Here is a 16,959-nt window from a genome sequence, read left to right on the forward strand (position 1 = left end):
AATACGGACGTAGTAGCTAATTAACGTAAAGGCGACCGCAATGAGAGGCGGCCTTATGTAATGATCTTACCGCCTCGATTGATAATATTCTTTTCCAGTTCCTTATAATTACTTGACTTGAAGTCGACTTGGCTGCCGGACAGCCGGAGCTTCTTTAATAATGGGAGATCTAGCAGCGAGCTAGCATCTGAAAATGATGTTTTGCATAAATCCAGCGTCTCCAAACCTGTCAAGGTGGAAATGAATGCCCAAGATTTTGGTTTCAGCATGGTGAGGTCTAAGTTTTTCAACGATTGCATATCGGTTAGCGCTTGTAAATCCTTTACTTTAGTTCCCCAAATCCATAGTAATTCTAACTGAGGGAATTGCTCTTTGATGTTCTCAATCGATTTCAATTTTGTTTTCTCTATATACAGCGTTTTGAGGTTTGGGCAAACCCCCATTTCTTGAAGACTCTCCACAGCTGAGCCTCTAAGCCGCAGTTCTTCAATACTTTGATGTTGATAGAAGGGGCTTATATCAGAGGCAGAACAGAAATTGGCATCCAGGATCTTTAGCTTCTTTAGCTGTGTTACATATGAGATGTCCACGAGTTTTTTGGCAGCAACCAGTTTTATTTCTTCTACATTCGGAAAAATCTCAAAGCTATTCAAGCTTTGCAATTGACAGCTGTTGAAGCCTAAAGACACCTTTTTTACACCTAAGGCTGGTGCAAAGCTTGGTAGAGTATCAATACCGTCAAAGCTCATGCTGATCGTTTCCAAGCTGTCTGGAAGAACAGTTTGGCTATCATAATTATCTTTTGAGAAGCTTACCGTTTTTAAGGAGTGAAGAGGGGCCAGCAATTGATCAGGCAACGTATGAGGGACGTTGTATAATCCTAGTGATTGCAGTTTGGTTAAGCGTGCAATGGTCTGTACATTATTTTTAATAGTCGACTTACTGACGAAAGCTAGCTGTTCCAAATTCGCAGCGTAATCGAGGCCAATCAGATCAGGTATGGTCATTTTGGAATCGGTGGTGCCAAATTCCAGCTTTTTCAGATTAGCGAATTCTTTTAAGGGCTCAAAGGTTTTAATTTGTTTGATATTAAGAAGCTTTAAGGTGTCCAGTTCATAAATGGAATCGGGCTCATGAAACCATGCATATTTTTTATAGTTGTCCACATAGGATGTCGCCTCGTTGAAAAGTGCCTTTTTTGATTTGTCGTAATCCATCTCTGTACCTCCAGACTTTTCTACTTCATTGTAATGTAGCACACGGACGTCAAAAAGAGGAAGAGATGAATGAATAAAGGGGATATCCCCGATTCATCATGCCTTCCTCTGCTTTGTGTCCAAACATTAGGGGTTACTCATTGTTAATCAAATACAGTAAACATGCCCGTCATCTCGGGCGAATGATCCTTGAATCCATAGGTTTCATAAAATGTATCGTTCCCATGTGAGGCAAATAGACCTACAAAAGCAATGCCAGTCTTACATTTCTTCTTTTTGATATAGGCAAGCAGTTGGTCGACGATCATCTTTCCTATTCCTTTATTCTGGTGCTCGGGTAAAACTGCAACATCCTGTATATAAAAATACATCGCTCCGTCGCCAACAATTCGCCCCATACCGACAACTTCCTCGTCGAGAACGACAACCACGGCATAAATGGAATTTGAAATAGAATGTGTTGCCATCTCGCTATCTACAGTACCCCAGCCTACAGCCTCCCATAAAGTATGGTGCTCAACTACAGTAGGGGGACGCTCAATTAATAAATATGTTTTATTTGTCATGGTTACCACCTTCGTATCATAATGGGTGGTCATGATGACTCAACCACCTTGGTTAGTGTTTGATAGTCATTTTCTGCTCCATGTTGTTCATCTCCCTTCGTTTCATATAGAAGATTATATTATGAATACTAGATTTTTACAATTGGATGGAGAGAGAGAGCTTATGAAATTTGACCTTTTAATTTGGGTCAAGTAGGTAATATTATGCCGGATTCTAATGTATGGGCTGACTTTTAAGGAGAGGTATGGGGAAAACGATAAAGTTGCAAAACGAAATAAAGAAGACTTAGTGCAGGCTTGGTGCGAATGTAAAGCTTACATGAAATCCATGTAGCATTCGCTCTTAGGAAATTGTCGAATGACAGGATTTTAAAATAAAAAAAATGCTCTATCTATGCTTTTTTTGTTATGATTAGTATGAAAATAGACGGTATAGATGCTTTGGCTGCATCAATGGAGTTTATTTTTGCTGTCGCACTCCTCATGGAGTGCGTGGATTGAAACGCAGTAACCTACGCGTCATTTCTGAGTTCGTTTGGCTGCTGAAGTAGGGACTACGCAAAGGGCTCTAGCTTTTGCAAAGCATTAATTGAAAAAGCATTAAGCTGCCTAAACAGCCCGCATATTTGATACAATAGGAGAAGAGACACGAGGAATGGGGAGAAATCCTTGATCCAAGGACTCTGTCTCCTTTTTGTTTGGAGATAGAGAAATTACTTTAATAGGAACGAAGGTTACCATGAAAATAGAATTCGATAATCAGACGATTACATTTAATGTGCTGTACGCAAATAGAAAAAAACTATACATTCATATCGACTCTACGGGTCATATCACCGTTAAAGCACCTAATGGAACAAGCGATGATGAGGTAGTGGCGGCGGTCGAACGTCACGGAACTAGCATTGTGCAGAAATTGCAGGCGATAGCGGCCGCACGCACAGCTCCTGAAAAGCTGAAGGAATATGAAGACGAAGGGAAGTTTCTTCACCTTGGGAAATATTATTTTCTCCATGAGCTGATCGAGACGAAAGAGCTGACTGAAGAGGAGCTCAAGCTGCGTCTGAAGAAGTTTTATTTCAACAGCTGCAAGAAAATCATTGGCGAGCGAATTAAGCCCTATCAAACGCAGCTCAAGGTAAAGGCTAAAACGATAGAGATCGTAGAATCAAGGACGAAGTGGGGCAGCTGCAGCTCGGAGAAGCATTTGACCTTTAATTACCGTCTGGCGATGGCTCCGCTTGAGGTGATTGATTATGTCATTATTCATGAGCTATGCCATCTCACCCATATGAATCATGACCGCTCCTTCTGGAGGCGGGTGGGAAGCATCATGCCGGATTATAAAGAAAAGGAAGAGTTCTTAGCAAGGTATGGACAGGCAATGACTTTATAGGGTCTTGGAGAAGACGATTCGGTACGAAACGGGCATACTAGTAGGAATTAATCCTGTAAGCGACATAGACAATATGGAGGAGGAGTCATGATGGACGAGACGACAAGCAAGATCGAGACGATTGATCAATATATTTCTAACTTTCCAGCTGAGATTCAAGCTATATTGGAGAAGATTAGAAGCGTAGTCCAAGAAGCAGCGCCTGAGGCAACAGAGAAGATCGGTTATCAAATGCCGACATTTGTGCTATATGGGAATTTGGTGCATTTTGCAGCCTTCAAAAAACATATCGGCTTGTATCCGGCTCCAAGCGGAATCGAAGCTTTCAGAGAAAAGTTAGCACCGTATAAAGGAGCGAAGGGATCGATTCAATTTCCGTTGGATAAACCGATACCTTACGCATTAATTAGCGATATTGTGAAATTTAGAGTTGCAGAGAACATCGAGAAAGCAAACAGCAAGTTGAAAAAGAAGAAATAAAACGTTTTTAAATGAGGGAATGATTGGTTGAGCGGGATTAGAGAGGGTGTTCGTATGGAAAGTCAGTACGATGAGCTGGCCGCATTTTTCCTGCAGGTGCCGATTGATGTATTCGGCGTGCATCAGACGTTGCTTCAGGCAGGTATTTATCAAGGTCATAAGTACCAGCCTACAGCCAAATGCGGCTTGGTAATCGCGCTCAAGGGAGAGGCTATTTTCTCCTATGACGGTGAAAGCTATCCCATGTATCCAGGCAAAACCTTGCTTGGCGGCTTTAACCGAAGTCTAGAGCTTGAAGTTCAGACGCCTGAGTTCGAATATTTTCTCGTGCATTATTTGCCGGCACACTTGGATCAGGTTAATCTTGCATTTATAAAAAAGGTGAACGAGCTTCATATCGAGCTGGACGCGGCATTGCTTCAACTAATGGGGCAGCTTAGAGGTCTGTCTCTAATTGTTGGCAATATCGAACTGCTGGAGAAGAAGACGTTGTTTTATCGTTTGCTTAATAAGGCGCTGCTGTTCGAGAGATACCAGCAAAATAGTGAGAGCCAGCCGATGATGGAGCAGACGATCGCGTATATAAGAAAGCATTATATGGACACGATAACGCTGGAGAGTCTAGCGGAGCAGCATCAGATGAAAGCAAAGTATTTCTCGCACTTATTCCGCAAATATACGGGTATTGGCCCGATTAATTACTTGATCCAATACAGGATGAATCTTGCCCACGTATTGCTCACGACGGCCGATTTCTCCATTCGGGAAATCGCAAGCAGTGTCGGTTATTCGGATGCTTATTATTTCAGCAGGCTGTTCAAAAAGCATTATGGCATGTCGCCATCGGCAGTGAGGCTGCAAGAGGTGTAGAAATAATCCATCCTCAAATCGGGAAATGATCTATTTGCTCAGAAGTTACACGATGTTATTATTAACTCGATAATGATAATCGTTATCAATAAAATGAGCGATATTGAGGAGAAGAATGAAATGAAATCTGTACAGTTACGTATGGCAGCAGCCTGCCTGCTATTGTTTGTCATTATGCTCGTTAGTGCCTGCTCTAATGCAGGAACTGCGAATCACTCAGCGGCGGAAGCACCCGCTGTGACTGATGCAGCACAGAATACGAGCGGAAACAGAGCGAATGAGAACGCGGGAGTTAGCAGTGTTTTTCCAAGAACGGTGAAGAGTGCTGACGGGAAAGATGTTACGATTGCCGAGCAACCGAAAAAAGTCGCCCTTGTGCACTGGGGACTAACGCAGGAGCTACTTGGCTTCGAGCTGCCGTCCATTGCGGTAACTCTTCCATTCACAGCGAAAAACTCTTTCCTTGATTCGGATGTGTACAAGCCTTACGTTGAGAAGTTTGATGAGGTGACGGTCGTAGGCGAGAATACGGCTGTTAACTTGGAAGCACTGCTGCAATATGAGCCGGATGTTATTCTGGCAGGTAGCGTCACGAATAAGGATATCGTTGATCAACTGTCGCAGATTGCTCCTACAGTATTGATTGATGAGGAGAAAACGAATGTGTGGTTGGAATGGCAAAGTGTCATTACGCAGTTCGGGGATATTCTTGGGCAAGAGGCACTTGCTAAGCAGACAAACGATGATTTCACCGCTAAGGTAGAGGAAGCAAAAGCACAGATCGGCCAAGTAGAAGGAACGGTTGCATATTTGCAGGTTAGAGACAAGAACATTTGGCTGCAGGGCACTACTTATGCAAGCGATTATTATGAGCCACTCGGCTTGAATGCTCCAGAAGAGGCGAAGGGCGATGGCATTGAGCTAACGCTTGAAGGGCTAAGTGTTATTAATCCGGATCACCTGTTTCTAGGTTATTTCAATTATAATGATAAATCGGTACCTGCTCTCTCTGACGAGTGGGAACAAAGCGAAGTATGGAAGAAGCTGAAGGCGGTACAGCAGAATCAAGTGTATGCGATTAATGGCGAGCTTGCCTATGGCTATGGCCCAATCAGTAAGCTTAATGGTCTGGAAGCGATTGTAAACGCATTGAAATAAGAAATGGTATCCGATACAGGCATCGTTATCAAAAGAGGGGACACGTTCCCTTCTTTTTCGCGTTTACGCTCAGGTAAGAATCGGTATTCACAAGTTAAAGCTTCGTTCTCGGAACGCTGATGTTTCTCTTATCTCGTCTGAGAATCGGATATAATAGCAGCAGAGCTATTATTTCAGGAGGTTAATGATCATGACTACATTCACGCGCACTGATTCAGTTGGTCGCCTACAACCAGATATCGAAATATTTCAAGCAAGGTTTGAAGACACGGAAGCCGTGCAGGGGCTGCTTATCCAAAAAGCAGAATGGCTAAGGAGCAGAGGGTCCCAGCAGTGGAGCGGGTTGCTGCAGGGAGAGGACTCTCACCAGACGTCGGAAGCCATTGGGCGCGGCGAGGTATACCTCTTCATGCAGGGCAGCATGCTGGCAGGAATCGTTATGCTTATGCAGAAGGCAAGTGCTTGGGACCTTGAGCTATGGGGAGATGAAGGGCATGCGTCGTCCGTTTATCTGCATCGATTGGCTATTAACCGTCAAGCAGCGGGCAAGAACTTAGGTGAAGCGATCGTGAGATGGGCGGCGTCAGGGATTTATTTTGAGGGGAAAGATCGTATTCGTCTCGACTGTATCGCGAGTAACGCGAAGCTGAACGCATTCTATCGCAGCTGCGGCTACGGCTATAAAGGCTCAGCTGTCCATGCAATGGGCGAATTCAGCAAATTCGAGAAGCTTTGTTCCACACAAGTGGAAGAGTCGTAATCCGTGCTGCTTAAAAACCCGAAGATAAGGGTACATATATAGTAAGAACGCTAGGGAGGTAGTATCGATGAGAAAGAAAAATATGTTGATTACTGCAATCGGAATGGGCGTAACTTATCTGATGAAAAACAAAGCCGCGCGCGATAAGCTGAAAAATGCCGTTCAATCGTTCACTCAAAAAAAACGCTAAACGAGAATAACTAGTTGAAGGCGCACTTTTGTGGTAAGATGACTAAGGACAATAGACCATACACAATCAGTAGGAGAAGTGGGGGACATGAACACCCTGCTTCTTTTATTTTGATGAATATAGATGTGATAAATGGAAGCAAAGGGAGCTTATAATGGCTACAATTAAAGCAAAACCTTTCGATTCAGACATGCAGGAGCTGCTTGGTGAGATTACGACGGCTTATCACGCACCTGAGCTTAGCAAACGGGACAGCTCCGAAATTCCGGAGCAGATCTATATGATTGAGGCAGAAGATGCGATGGCGGGCTATGGTGTCGTATGGGAATACGAAAATGGGAAACAACTGATAAAGAAGGCGGAAGCCGATTATTTCAGTGATGACGAGAAATATTTGCAGAAGGACTTCTATATCGATATTAAGAACAAGAGGGACTTCATCTTTATAGAGGCACTTGATGTATTGAAGGAGTTCGAGAGCAAAGGCTACGCCGCTGCTTTCATCAATTGGCTCAAAGCGAAATACCCGAATAAACGAATGTACGTCTATTCACTCGAGAAATCCAGAAACTTCTGGTTGAAGCAGGACTTTGAGATGCTGGGGAGCACCGTGTGGATGACTTATAATTAACCGTATAAATAAGCAGCTTGATTAATCATTTATGCTTTTTAAACATGAAGGAGACAACATGACTTTTAACGATTTAATGCTTTCACCTGCGCTTCTTAAAGCGTTAGCCAAAGAGAACTATACCGAGCCTACACCGATTCAGGAGCAGGCCATTCCAGTCGTGCTGGCTGGTAGGGATCTATTCGGCTGTGCACAGACGGGGACAGGAAAGACCGCTGCATTCGCCTTGCCGATTGTTCAGCTTCTAAGCGAGCAGCAGGGCAAAGGTGGACGTGGACGCCGTACGCGTTCTTTGATTCTCACCCCTACGAGAGAGCTGGCTCTGCAGATTGATGATAACATCAAGGCATACGCCGCATTCACCGATATTCGGTGCATCGCGATCGTTGGCGGCGTTTCACAGAAAGCACAGGAGCGTTCGCTTATGCAAGGCGCGGATATCATCATTGCTACGCCAGGCAGACTGATCGATCTCGTCAATCAGAAGCTTGTGGATCTATCGGCTATTCAAATTCTAGTGCTTGATGAAGCAGATCGCATGCTGGACATGGGCTTTATTAATGACGTGAAGAAGATTATTGCCAAGATGCCTAGCAAAAAACAAACCTTATTCTTCTCCGCAACGATGCCTCCTGAGATTTCGAAGCTTGTCAAAACGCTGCTGGTTAACCCAGCGAAGGTAGAAATTACGCCTGCGTCTTCGACGGTAGAACGTATTGAGCAATCCGTATATTTTGTTGAAAAATCAAGCAAGCAGGGCTTGTTGAACGAGCTGCTGAAGGACAAAACAATCGTATCAGCGCTTGTATTCACTCGCACGAAGCATGGTGCAGACCGAGTAGTTCGCGGGCTGAACAAGGTCAACATTACCGCTCAAGCCATTCACGGTAATAAATCTCAGAACGCACGCCAGAACGCGCTTGCCAGCTTCCGCAGCGGTGTTACGAGAGTGCTTGTCGCAACGGATATTGCAGCGCGCGGAATCGATATCGATGAGCTGTCGCATGTCATCAACTTCAACCTGCCTAACATTCCGGAAACGTATGTGCACCGGATCGGCCGTACCGGCAGAGCGGGATTAAGTGGTATCGCGATCTCCTTCTGTGAGACCGAGGAACTGCCATATTTGAAGGATATTGAGAAGAAAACGAAAAAAATGATACCTGTAGCGATTGTACCATCAGAAAAGGTGCTGACTGTTTAAGGGAACAGCTATAGGCCATTTAGAATATATTATGATAATGAGGAGTTGATCATTTGAGAAAGCAAAAGCCAATGTCATTTGAAGATCTACTGAAGGAATTGCAAGGTCAAAAGGATGTGCAGGAGGATCCGAGCCACGTTTCACTGGAAGCTTTGTTTCATGATTCGTTCATGAGCAAGTATACTCGCTCGAATAGCTTCGCTGAGTTTTTGGAGAAGGGTAACTTTAAGGTACAGACGCGTGAGGACATTCTGGATATCCCAGATGAGTTTTTCGATCGTCACGTAGCTAGAGATACGGATTTCGCGAACTGGCAGAAGATGCTGGATACAGCGACTAAAGAGTATGGCGGTAAGTAATTTCGATATGGAAGTCGGATGGACGATTTGCGCTTATTGAATCGTTTCATAAGGTCAGAGCAGCCTTGGCAAAAGGCGGCTTTGGCCTTTTTGCTGTTTCGTGGGTCGCTGCGCGTGTGTAAAGTAGTAGGACTACTTGCGTCTAGATCGACAGACGAAACACATAGGGGGCTATTATGATGAATAGACGAGATAAAGCTTATATATGGCGGAGAATGGGGATATTACTCGTGCTGCTAGGCTGTGCGACGCTGATCGTATCCGCATCCAATCCCAACACGCCGGAAGGCTTTCTTATCATTGCGCATCGAGGAGCATCCGGGCATGAGCCGGAAAATACGATGGCCGCCTTCGAGGAGGCTGAGCGTCTTGGCTCGGATTTCATTGAGTTCGACGTGCAGTTCAGCAAGGATAAGGAGCTTGTCGTTATACACGACGATACGGTTGATCGGACGACCGATCATCAAGGTGACGTAGATGATTATACGCTGGACGAGCTGGAACGAATGGATGCGCCGGCTGGGAATGGCGAAAGCCAAGCGGAGAAGGAGAAGATTGTGTCCTTGGAGGAGGTTTTGGATCGTTTTGCCGGGAAAATGGCTATGTTGATTGAGATCAAGGATTCGAAGCGGTACCCAGGTATCGAGGAACAGGTGGCAGAGGTGGTGAATGAGTACGAGAGACGCTTGGATACGAGTGGGTTTGCAGGGCAGCGTGCGATGACTGGGGGAATGGAGCGGAAGAACAGCGCGGGTATCATCATTCAATCGTATGACTTCGAATCGACGCGGCTCATGCATAACCTGCTTCCGAATGTTCCCATTGCGGCACTCATTCATGAGGACAAGCATCCGCTCACGGATGCAACGCTGGATGCACTCGTTTCCTTCTCTGCGTACATCCACTATCCGAAGGAGCTGCTCGACGAGCAGATTGTAGAGCGAATTCATGAACGAGGACGCAAGGTGATCGCATGGACGATCCAGAACGACGAGGATATGGTGAAAATGAAGAAGCTTGGAGTGGATGGGGTCATAACGGATTATCCGGGGTGAGTGGATAAATTGAGGGTATTTGTAACCTTGTGGATGTCGTATGAAACTTCGGGAACGTTTGGACTTCCGGCCGCTGTTGTCTACAGATTTCTTTTAGATACCACTGCTTGTGGTTGAAATCTGGAGACAAAGGCGAACGCTGACGCTCCTTCAGTTCCAAACATTCCCTTCGTATCTACTCACGCTTGTTACATGATTCAATCATTTTATTTGGAGAGTTTCAAAAATATGGTACGATAATGTGGAAATCGTAATGAGAGGTGTTCGTTTATGAGAATATTATTTGGCTCAGATGTGTTCAACGACTGTCTGGCCGATTCAGGCTATGAGACTGAATATGAGCAGGGGATTGGGTTATTATTGAGATAGAGGATGGGCAGGTATCGGGGCTGCCGGAAGGCATGGATCTGAATCCATTTTATAAGGATTTGAAAGTAAGGATGGAATTGTGAAATTTCATGTACGGAGGAGATCTTCATATGATTATACAATGCACAAAGAAGCTGGCCGCAGAGCTTCAATCACCATTAACCGAGCTGCAGCCAAGCTTCGACAAGTCCATTTACGGCTGGCATGCTCATTTGTTTTTATACAAGCGTAAGAAATGCATGCTCATTATGAATAATGAAACGCGGTATAACTTTATTATTTATGGGCTAGTGAAGGCCGATTTCAAACGATTGAATGCTATTATTCTCGAGCATTTGCAAGATAATTTGCTTAGAGACGGAGCGAATCAAGCACTTATCGATACATACCTTAGCGCGGCAGAAGGAATCAGTTATACGCCTACAAGCAATAGAAGCATTATAAGCCAAGTTAACGAAATGATTATGGTCGCGGGTGATGAGTTGGATCGCAATATGAACCTATTTAATGAACCTAAACCTGAGGAGGCCAATCGTTTTTTTAACCGATATGTCTTTCATCAATTGTCTAAGGCTTACTCAGGTGAGAAGATGCTCGATGCACTTGAAGAGCTGAAAGTTAGTAAGTAAAATAGTGTTTTTTAGGTTACTCGCCTATCAATGCTCTGACTTGTTCAACGTACGAAAGCGAGCAGGAGCGATCCCATTCCATACGCGGAACATTTTGCCGAAATGAAACTCATCCGCAAATCCGCATGCATCCGCAATCACTTTCATCGGCTCATCCGTGAGCAGTAGCAGCGTCTTCGCTTGTTCATTCCGTACTTGATTCAAATAGGCCTTGGGCGAGATGCCGATATGCTTCATAAACATTTTGCGCAATTGCGATATGGAGATGCCAAGGTCTTGCGCAAGCTCTTCCAGCCGTATGGGCTGATGATAGCCTGTTTCTATCCAGAGCCTTGCCTGTTGGAAGGCTTTCATGGATGGATTGTGCGACGTATCTGTGTCCTTCATGAATGATATCAACCGAGAGAGCACATATTGGAACTCTGCTTGTCGCTCATGCGGATCAGGTCCCTGAATAGACCAGATACGGGCAAACTGCGATTCCAGCCAATCCGCTTGCTCAGGCGAGTATGTTCTGTAGAAAGGCACATCCAGCGAGTCAACAGGAACGGGCTTCATCCATTGCTCCTGGTCATAGGGAACATCGAGCACATCGAACAGCAGCATCCGAATACATAATGGCTTGTCCATAGAGGATGACATGGAGAGCGTAAAGCCATGCCTCAGATACAATAAATCCCCAGCCTTCACAGGTAGAGACACTTTTTCCTCCCCATAATGAAATACACCCTCGCCGCTTTGAATCCAGTAGAGAGAATGGACATCCGTCGTATTCCGTATATCGTTCCAGCCTGGCACAGGCAGCTTCTCATAAGATAGCCGATGATGGTAAATACGGTGGTTAGTCAAGACAGTTAATCACCAGCCTTGTAGCGATTTTGACAAAGAGTGTGCAGGTTTATCCATGTTATACGCTTCTTCCTTTATGATACGCTTTACGAAGCACATAGGAAAGGGGCTCGTTTCATATGATACGGACATTTCAGCAGCATATCCTGCGCCCTACAAGGCTATTGGATGGATTATGGGATTTCATAACGGATTCAGGCGATATAGGCAAAAGTGAAGGATGGGCGTCCCAGTTTCCGGCGGGTTCCCGCAAGCAGGTCGTACCCTCGTGTTGGAACAATGAATTAGGGACTTATGATTATATTGGTGCAGCTTGGTACCGTACTTATTTTGACAATGTGCAGGAAACGAATATTCGGTTGGTGTTTGAGGGTATTCTCCACCATGCCGATGTGTACGTGGACGGTCAGCATGTGGGCTATCATTTTGGCGGATTTACGCCATTCTCTGTCATCCTGCCCAAGCTCGCTCACGGCAAGCATGAGCTCGTTATTCGCGTGGATAATACGGTGGATTGGCAAACCTTGCCGACGGACATAGCAGATTGGCACTCCTATGGGGGAATTATGCGATCTGTAGAGCTGCAGGAGCTGCCCGATGTGTATATTGAATCGATAAAAATCGACTATCAGTTAAAGGGTAATTCCGCTGATATTCAGCTGCACGTTGAGTTAAAGTCGCTTAGCAAGGAAGCTTGCAAAGTTGATGTGAGTGCAAGAACGGAGGGACTTTCGCTTTCTGCCTCTCAAGTGGAAGTGGCTGCTAATCAAGCTGTGAGCTTGACGCTTCAGGGCAGCCTTGAGCAGGTACGTAGATGGGACGTGAAGGAGCCTGCACTATATACGTTCACGGTTCAAGCGGGGGAAGATGATCTCGTTGATCGGACAGGATTCCGCAGCGTTGAAGTGCAGGGCAGTGACATTTTGCTAAATGGTCGAAAGCTATATCTTCAAGGCGTGAATCGGCACGAGGAGCATCCGGAATGGGGCTTTGCTTTCCCACCTAAGCTGATGCTGAAGGATCTTGATATTTTGGCCGATATGGGCTGTAATATGGTACGTGGATCTCACTATCCGCAGAGCCAGTTCTGGATCGACTTGCTTGATGAGCATGGCATGCTGCTGTGGAGCGAGATTCCGATGTGGGGCTGCTTCATGAGCGTGGATACGCTGGCAAGTCCGATATTCAGGGAGCGTGGCGTCAACATGCTGGATGAAATGATTACCCGTGATTATCATCATCCGTCGATCATTTTCTGGGGGGCGCACAACGAGATTGATACGCGGACGGAGGAAGCACTCGAACTAACCGAAACTTTTGTTGGCAAAATCCGCAGCATGGACAGCAGCAGACTCGTCACCTACGCGACGATGCATCCGGAGGAGGATATTGTATTATCCCAGTTCGACGTCATTGGGATTAACAAATATTACGGCTGGTATGAAGGCAGTGTCGACGGATTCAGCAGCATGCTGAACAACTACTACAGCAATGCCGAGAAGCAAGGCGCAGGCGGCAAGCCTGTCATCATGAGCGAGTTCGGCGCAGCGGGCATATTCGGTGATGCGGGCTGGGAGCCGCGTTTGTTCAGTGAAGACTACCAGGCCGATACGGTGACGCGTGCACTCAAAATATTCCGTGACGATCCGCGCATTGCAGGCACGCTCATCTGGCACTTCGCCGATATTCGCGTCGATGTGCGCAGCGACAGGCCATATTTCCGTGATCGCGCGCGAAGCTTTAATAACAAGGGATTGCTGAACGAGTATCGCAAGCCGAAGCTGGCTTATCGGTTAGTGAAGGAGATTTATCGATCGGAGCGGTAAGCGTAAGAGACGGGACTCATTCTATCGGAATGGGTCCCTTTTTAATGCCACTTGCATGGGCATAATTCGTAATGGCCAATGCCAGACGAGGATCACTCTTTCACATTCTCAAAATATGAACCTAACCAATGCCGCCGTGACAATACCGACGAGTACGGTAAGCAATAGGCTTTTCGATATCAAAGCGGTAAGCAGCGTTGGAATCGTAATGATGATGTATGCCCAGTCAATTGCAGGCAGGGCGGGAAACGACTCTATGGGCTGAATCGCTTTCTGGACTATCAAAGCCGTCAGTAGACAAACAGGAATATAAGTCAGCCATTTGACGACAGGAGCTGGAAGCTTCAGCTTGCGTATGGCGACAAACGGAAGGATGCGCGGAATAAACGTGACGATCGCACAGCAAAGTATGATGAGCAATATGTTCAGATCAACCTTCATTTCTCAGCCACCGCCCCGATAGCAGCGCAAACCATCGTAGCAAGCAGAACTGCGATATAGCTCGAGAAAAATGCCGAGAAAATATAGACAGCCATGGCTGTATATACAACGAGCATAAGATAGTATCTCAGCTTGGAAGAGGGCAAGGCAACCAGTTGCAATACGAGCAGCGCGACAAACATGGCCGTTAATGCATAATCAAACCCTAGCGCTTCCGGGTTCCCGATCCAGCTTCCCAGCCATCCGCCTGCGACGCAGGCCGCAATCCAAGTAAGGTAGGCTGTGATATTCAAGCCGTTCATCCAGCGGTCGCTAAGCGGCAGTCCTTTGGAGGTGCGCAGAGAGGCTACTCCGAACGATTCGTCAGTCAAAAGTGCTCCTATGCCTATATTGTTTAGCAGGGAGTAGCGGGTAAAGTGAGTAGACAATGCCGCACTCATCAGGAAATGACGCAGGTTAACAATAAATACGGTAGCAATAATAGCCGAAGGCGGGCTCATGGCAGCTAGCATAGCACAAAAAATAAACTGTGACGCGCCTGCGTAGACCAATGCCGACAGCAGCCCAATTTCCATAATGCTTAGATGAGCGGAATTTCCGACAACCCCAGCGGCAAATCCGATTCCGATATAGCCCAGAAGGGTAGGGATGCAATCCCGCACACCTTGCATGAATGAGAGTTGATGTTCCTTGTCCAGCTTTAATTCCATTTCCAATTGAGCAGCCTCCTCGTTCCAACCATTATACATGAAGAAGGCTGAGTGATTTCAGATGACTTCGGAAATGGGAAGGCAAACGGCAAGTTACAGCTCCTTTGACGGGCAGTTAATAGAGATATTTTAATGAAAAAATCAAATGTCTATTGTCATTGAGAATTATTATCAATTATAATGGATGGTAGTTTGTGATCGATAGGCGGTTATGTTTAGAAGGGAATGAAATGACACCATGAAAATGAGTGATCACCTATTGCTATGGAACCAGGCCTCAATCAAAGTGATGGATGTGCGTTACACGATCATGGAGCCAGGCGAGGAACTCTGTTCCTACCGCTTGCCATCGAGCGCATTTGTGTATGCCATTCGAGGCAGCGCAAAGGCAAAGCTGGATGGAACGGCAATCATTGTGGAGCGATTTCATGTTTTGCATGGCGGCAAGGGGATGTGCCTGGATATTGCCGTGGAGGATTTTTTTGAGTACTATATGATTTTTTATAAAGCATCTCTCAATCTGCCTGCTCGCCAACCATTGTTGAAGCTGATGGAGACAGATAATCCGTTTCAGCTTCAATACAGCTTTACCCCAGAATATCCGATACCCTTATATCATAGAGTGGAGCGGATGGAACGAGAATGGCTGCAGCCGAGCATGTTGGAGAAATTACATATCAAAATCTTATTCTATCAGTTCGTACACGAACTTCTGAGCCAGATGAGCAGGCAAGGGATTCAGGGTAAAAAGGTTGATCTCGTATCTCAGGCCATTAGATATCTTCAGGAGCATTATGCGGATCGAGTTACGCTGGATGAGCTTGCCGAACTGCTCGATTGCAGCGTGAGCTATTTGTCTAGAAAGTTCAAGCAGTCGGTGGGGAAGAGTCCTATCGATTATATGATTGCCGTTCGCATCGACAAGGCGAAGGAGCTGCTGCTGAATACGGATGCTACTTTGCAAGAAATTGCAGAGAGTGTGGGGTTCGCGGATGACAGCTACTTTAATCGGATGTTCAAAAAACAGGCAGGCATGTCGCTAGGGCAATATAAAGCAAGTGTTCAAAATAATCCTGCCGATGGTTCAAGATATGCAATTGTCCCGCGCAAATTCAGACGTTATATTGGTAATGGTTATGAAAATCATTATCAATACAAGAAAGTGGGAATATCTCCAATGTACAGAGGATCAAGAACACCAATGGCTGCATCACTATTGCTTTGTTTTGTTTTATTGCTGAGCGCTTGCTCGGCAGGCACGTCCAATACGAATTCAACAAATGGAGGCACAGCCCCTTCAAGCACGAATGTCTCAACTACAGCTCCAGTGTCAACGGATGCAGCTTCTGCTGAAACCCCAAGAGTCGTTAAGCACGCAATGGGAGAAGCGACAATTACGGGTACGCCTGAACGCGTCGTTATTCTTACTAATGAAGGTACAGAGGCGCTTCTTGCCGTAGGTGTTAAACCTGTGGGAGCTGTTCAATCCTGGATTGGCGATCCTTGGTACGACCATATCAAGGACGAGATGCAGGAGGTTACAGCGGTTGGCGACGAATTGCAGCCGAATATTGAATTGATTGCCAGCCTGAAGCCTGACCTGATTATCGGAAACAAGGTGAGACAGGATAAAATATATGACCAGCTAAGTCAGATCGCTCCAACGGTGTTTGCGGAGGATTTGGGCGGAGACTGGAAGATCAACTTCAAGCTGTACATGGAAGCTGTGAATAAGACTGAAGAGGGCGACAAGGCGATGGCTGAATTTGACAAGCGCGTTGCCGAGGTGAAAGCTAAGATTGGCAGTAAAGCGGATACGAAAGTATCGGTGGCGCGCTTCTCGGCTTCTCAGGTTCGCATTTATCAGAAGCAAACGTTCTCTGGCGTACTATTAAATGAACTTGGCTTCGCACGTCCTGAATCACAGGACAAGGATTCCTTCATTGAGGTCATGTCCAAAGAAACGATTCCTAGCATGGACGGGGATGTCTTGTTCTATTTTGTAACAGAAGCTGCTGGCAAGACGGACGCTGCCAAAGTGGTGGAAGAGTGGATGAATGATCCTTTATTCAAAAAATTAAATGTCGTGCAAAACAACAAGGTCGTGAAAGTAGATGAAGCGATTTGGAATACGGCCGGAGGCTACAAGGCGGCGAACTTGCTGCTTGATGAGATTGTTGCCTACTTTGACATCAAGTAATTTGGCATTATAGATGAGCAAGCTGACGTCGTGACTATCAGACGTCAGC

The 16,959-nt window shown here is 45.8% G+C and carries 17 protein-coding genes and 1 pseudogene; 13 read left to right on the forward strand and 5 right to left on the reverse strand.

What is annotated here, in order from left to right; translation table 11 throughout:
- Positions 1 to 53 precede the first annotated feature (53 nt).
- Together FGT79_RS28220 and FGT79_RS28225 are read right to left on the reverse strand one after the other, a co-directional pair.
- Positions 54 to 1,217, reverse strand: a complete 1,164-nt coding sequence (locus FGT79_RS28220) for a leucine-rich repeat domain-containing protein (RefSeq protein ID WP_138756180.1) — start codon at positions 1,215 to 1,217, stop codon at positions 54 to 56.
- Between the two features lie 143 nt (positions 1,218 to 1,360).
- Complete coding sequence (locus FGT79_RS28225; RefSeq protein ID WP_138756181.1) at positions 1,361 to 1,783, reverse strand: GNAT family N-acetyltransferase; 423 nt, start codon at positions 1,781 to 1,783, stop codon at positions 1,361 to 1,363.
- A gap of 739 nt (positions 1,784 to 2,522) precedes the next feature.
- Between FGT79_RS28225 and FGT79_RS28230 the strand changes: the two genes are divergently transcribed.
- From FGT79_RS28230 to FGT79_RS28275, 11 genes and pseudogenes are all read left to right on the forward strand, one after another.
- Positions 2,523 to 3,179 (forward strand): M48 family metallopeptidase, encoded by a 657-nt coding sequence (locus FGT79_RS28230; protein ID WP_138756182.1) that lies wholly within the window; start codon positions 2,523 to 2,525, stop codon positions 3,177 to 3,179.
- Between the two features lie 90 nt (positions 3,180 to 3,269).
- Positions 3,270 to 3,659, forward strand: a complete 390-nt coding sequence (locus FGT79_RS28235; RefSeq protein ID WP_138756209.1) for an iron chaperone — start codon at positions 3,270 to 3,272, stop codon at positions 3,657 to 3,659.
- Positions 3,660 to 3,713: 54 nt separating this feature from the next.
- Entirely contained in the window at positions 3,714 to 4,529 is an 816-nt protein-coding gene (locus FGT79_RS28240; RefSeq protein WP_138756183.1) for a helix-turn-helix transcriptional regulator, read from the forward strand.
- 120 nt (positions 4,530 to 4,649) lie between these two features.
- Positions 4,650 to 5,687 carry an ABC transporter substrate-binding protein gene (locus tag FGT79_RS28245; RefSeq protein WP_138756184.1) on the forward strand — a complete coding sequence of 346 codons (1,038 nt, stop codon included), beginning with the start codon at positions 4,650 to 4,652 and terminating at the stop codon, positions 5,685 to 5,687.
- A 190-nt stretch (positions 5,688 to 5,877) separates the two neighbouring features.
- Entirely contained in the window at positions 5,878 to 6,447 is a 570-nt protein-coding gene (locus FGT79_RS28250) for a GNAT family N-acetyltransferase (protein WP_138756185.1), read from the forward strand.
- Between the two features lie 67 nt (positions 6,448 to 6,514).
- Complete coding sequence (locus tag FGT79_RS32330) at positions 6,515 to 6,637, forward strand: hypothetical protein (RefSeq protein WP_281286037.1); 123 nt, start codon at positions 6,515 to 6,517, stop codon at positions 6,635 to 6,637.
- Positions 6,638 to 6,791: 154 nt separating this feature from the next.
- A complete protein-coding gene (locus tag FGT79_RS28255) occupies positions 6,792 to 7,268 on the forward strand; it encodes a GNAT family protein (protein WP_138756186.1) in 477 nt (158 codons plus the stop codon).
- Between the two features lie 58 nt (positions 7,269 to 7,326).
- A pseudogene (locus FGT79_RS28260) lies at positions 7,327 to 8,433 on the forward strand (DEAD/DEAH box helicase); the annotation flags it as partial.
- Between the two features lie 110 nt (positions 8,434 to 8,543).
- On the forward strand, positions 8,544 to 8,831 hold the full coding sequence (locus FGT79_RS28265) for a hypothetical protein (RefSeq protein ID WP_171056496.1): 288 nt from the start codon (positions 8,544 to 8,546) through the stop codon (positions 8,829 to 8,831).
- A 176-nt stretch (positions 8,832 to 9,007) separates the two neighbouring features.
- A complete protein-coding gene (locus tag FGT79_RS28270; protein WP_138756189.1) occupies positions 9,008 to 9,886 on the forward strand; it encodes a glycerophosphodiester phosphodiesterase in 879 nt (292 codons plus the stop codon).
- Positions 9,887 to 10,365: 479 nt separating this feature from the next.
- Positions 10,366 to 10,884, forward strand: coding sequence for a DUF6933 domain-containing protein (locus tag FGT79_RS28275; protein WP_138756190.1), 519 nt, complete (start codon positions 10,366 to 10,368; stop codon positions 10,882 to 10,884).
- Positions 10,885 to 10,911: 27 nt separating this feature from the next.
- On the opposite strand, the gene FGT79_RS28280 is transcribed toward FGT79_RS28275, so the two are convergent.
- Positions 10,912 to 11,733: a helix-turn-helix transcriptional regulator gene (locus FGT79_RS28280; RefSeq protein ID WP_138756191.1), complete on the reverse strand. Its 822-nt coding sequence runs from the start codon at positions 11,731 to 11,733 to the stop codon at positions 10,912 to 10,914.
- A gap of 119 nt (positions 11,734 to 11,852) precedes the next feature.
- Between FGT79_RS28280 and FGT79_RS28285 the strand changes: the two genes are divergently transcribed.
- Positions 11,853 to 13,559: a glycoside hydrolase family 2 protein gene (locus FGT79_RS28285; protein WP_138756192.1), complete on the forward strand. Its 1,707-nt coding sequence runs from the start codon at positions 11,853 to 11,855 to the stop codon at positions 13,557 to 13,559.
- A 108-nt stretch (positions 13,560 to 13,667) separates the two neighbouring features.
- On the opposite strand, the gene FGT79_RS28290 is transcribed toward FGT79_RS28285, so the two are convergent.
- Positions 13,668 to 14,000, reverse strand: a complete 333-nt coding sequence (locus FGT79_RS28290) for an AzlD domain-containing protein (protein ID WP_138756193.1) — start codon at positions 13,998 to 14,000, stop codon at positions 13,668 to 13,670.
- Positions 13,997 to 14,710, reverse strand: a complete 714-nt coding sequence (locus tag FGT79_RS28295) for an AzlC family ABC transporter permease (RefSeq protein WP_138756210.1) — start codon at positions 14,708 to 14,710, stop codon at positions 13,997 to 13,999. Before FGT79_RS28295 ends, FGT79_RS28290 begins: the two co-directional genes overlap by 4 nt.
- Positions 14,711 to 14,948: 238 nt before the next feature.
- Between FGT79_RS28295 and FGT79_RS28300 the strand changes: the two genes are divergently transcribed.
- Positions 14,949 to 16,910, forward strand: coding sequence for an AraC family transcriptional regulator (locus tag FGT79_RS28300; RefSeq protein ID WP_138756194.1), 1,962 nt, complete (start codon positions 14,949 to 14,951; stop codon positions 16,908 to 16,910).
- Positions 16,911 to 16,959 lie beyond the last annotated feature (49 nt).

Source organism: Paenibacillus sinopodophylli, assembly GCF_005930355.1.
Lineage (GTDB): Bacteria > Bacillota > Bacilli > Paenibacillales > Paenibacillaceae > Pristimantibacillus > Pristimantibacillus sinopodophylli.

Coding starts and splice junctions, on each gene's coding strand:
- FGT79_RS32330 (WP_281286037.1), top strand. CDS start 6,515: ATGAGAAAGAAAAATATGTTGATTACTGCAATCGGAATGGGCGTAACT.
- FGT79_RS28265 (WP_171056496.1), top strand. CDS start 8,544: ATGTCATTTGAAGATCTACTGAAGGAATTGCAAGGTCAAAAGGATGTG.
- FGT79_RS28290 (WP_138756193.1), bottom strand. CDS start 14,000: ATGAAGGTTGATCTGAACATATTGCTCATCATACTTTGCTGTGCGATC.
- FGT79_RS28245 (WP_138756184.1), top strand. CDS start 4,650: ATGAAATCTGTACAGTTACGTATGGCAGCAGCCTGCCTGCTATTGTTT.
- FGT79_RS28220 (WP_138756180.1), bottom strand. CDS start 1,217: ATGGATTACGACAAATCAAAAAAGGCACTTTTCAACGAGGCGACATCC.
- FGT79_RS28230 (WP_138756182.1), top strand. CDS start 2,523: ATGAAAATAGAATTCGATAATCAGACGATTACATTTAATGTGCTGTAC.
- FGT79_RS28275 (WP_138756190.1), top strand. CDS start 10,366: ATGATTATACAATGCACAAAGAAGCTGGCCGCAGAGCTTCAATCACCA.
- FGT79_RS28255 (WP_138756186.1), top strand. CDS start 6,792: ATGGCTACAATTAAAGCAAAACCTTTCGATTCAGACATGCAGGAGCTG.
- FGT79_RS28240 (WP_138756183.1), top strand. CDS start 3,714: ATGGAAAGTCAGTACGATGAGCTGGCCGCATTTTTCCTGCAGGTGCCG.
- FGT79_RS28285 (WP_138756192.1), top strand. CDS start 11,853: ATGATACGGACATTTCAGCAGCATATCCTGCGCCCTACAAGGCTATTG.
- FGT79_RS28250 (WP_138756185.1), top strand. CDS start 5,878: ATGACTACATTCACGCGCACTGATTCAGTTGGTCGCCTACAACCAGAT.
- FGT79_RS28225 (WP_138756181.1), bottom strand. CDS start 1,783: ATGACAAATAAAACATATTTATTAATTGAGCGTCCCCCTACTGTAGTT.
- FGT79_RS28235 (WP_138756209.1), top strand. CDS start 3,270: ATGGACGAGACGACAAGCAAGATCGAGACGATTGATCAATATATTTCT.
- FGT79_RS28300 (WP_138756194.1), top strand. CDS start 14,949: ATGAAAATGAGTGATCACCTATTGCTATGGAACCAGGCCTCAATCAAA.
- FGT79_RS28295 (WP_138756210.1), bottom strand. CDS start 14,710: ATGGAATTAAAGCTGGACAAGGAACATCAACTCTCATTCATGCAAGGT.
- FGT79_RS28270 (WP_138756189.1), top strand. CDS start 9,008: ATGATGAATAGACGAGATAAAGCTTATATATGGCGGAGAATGGGGATA.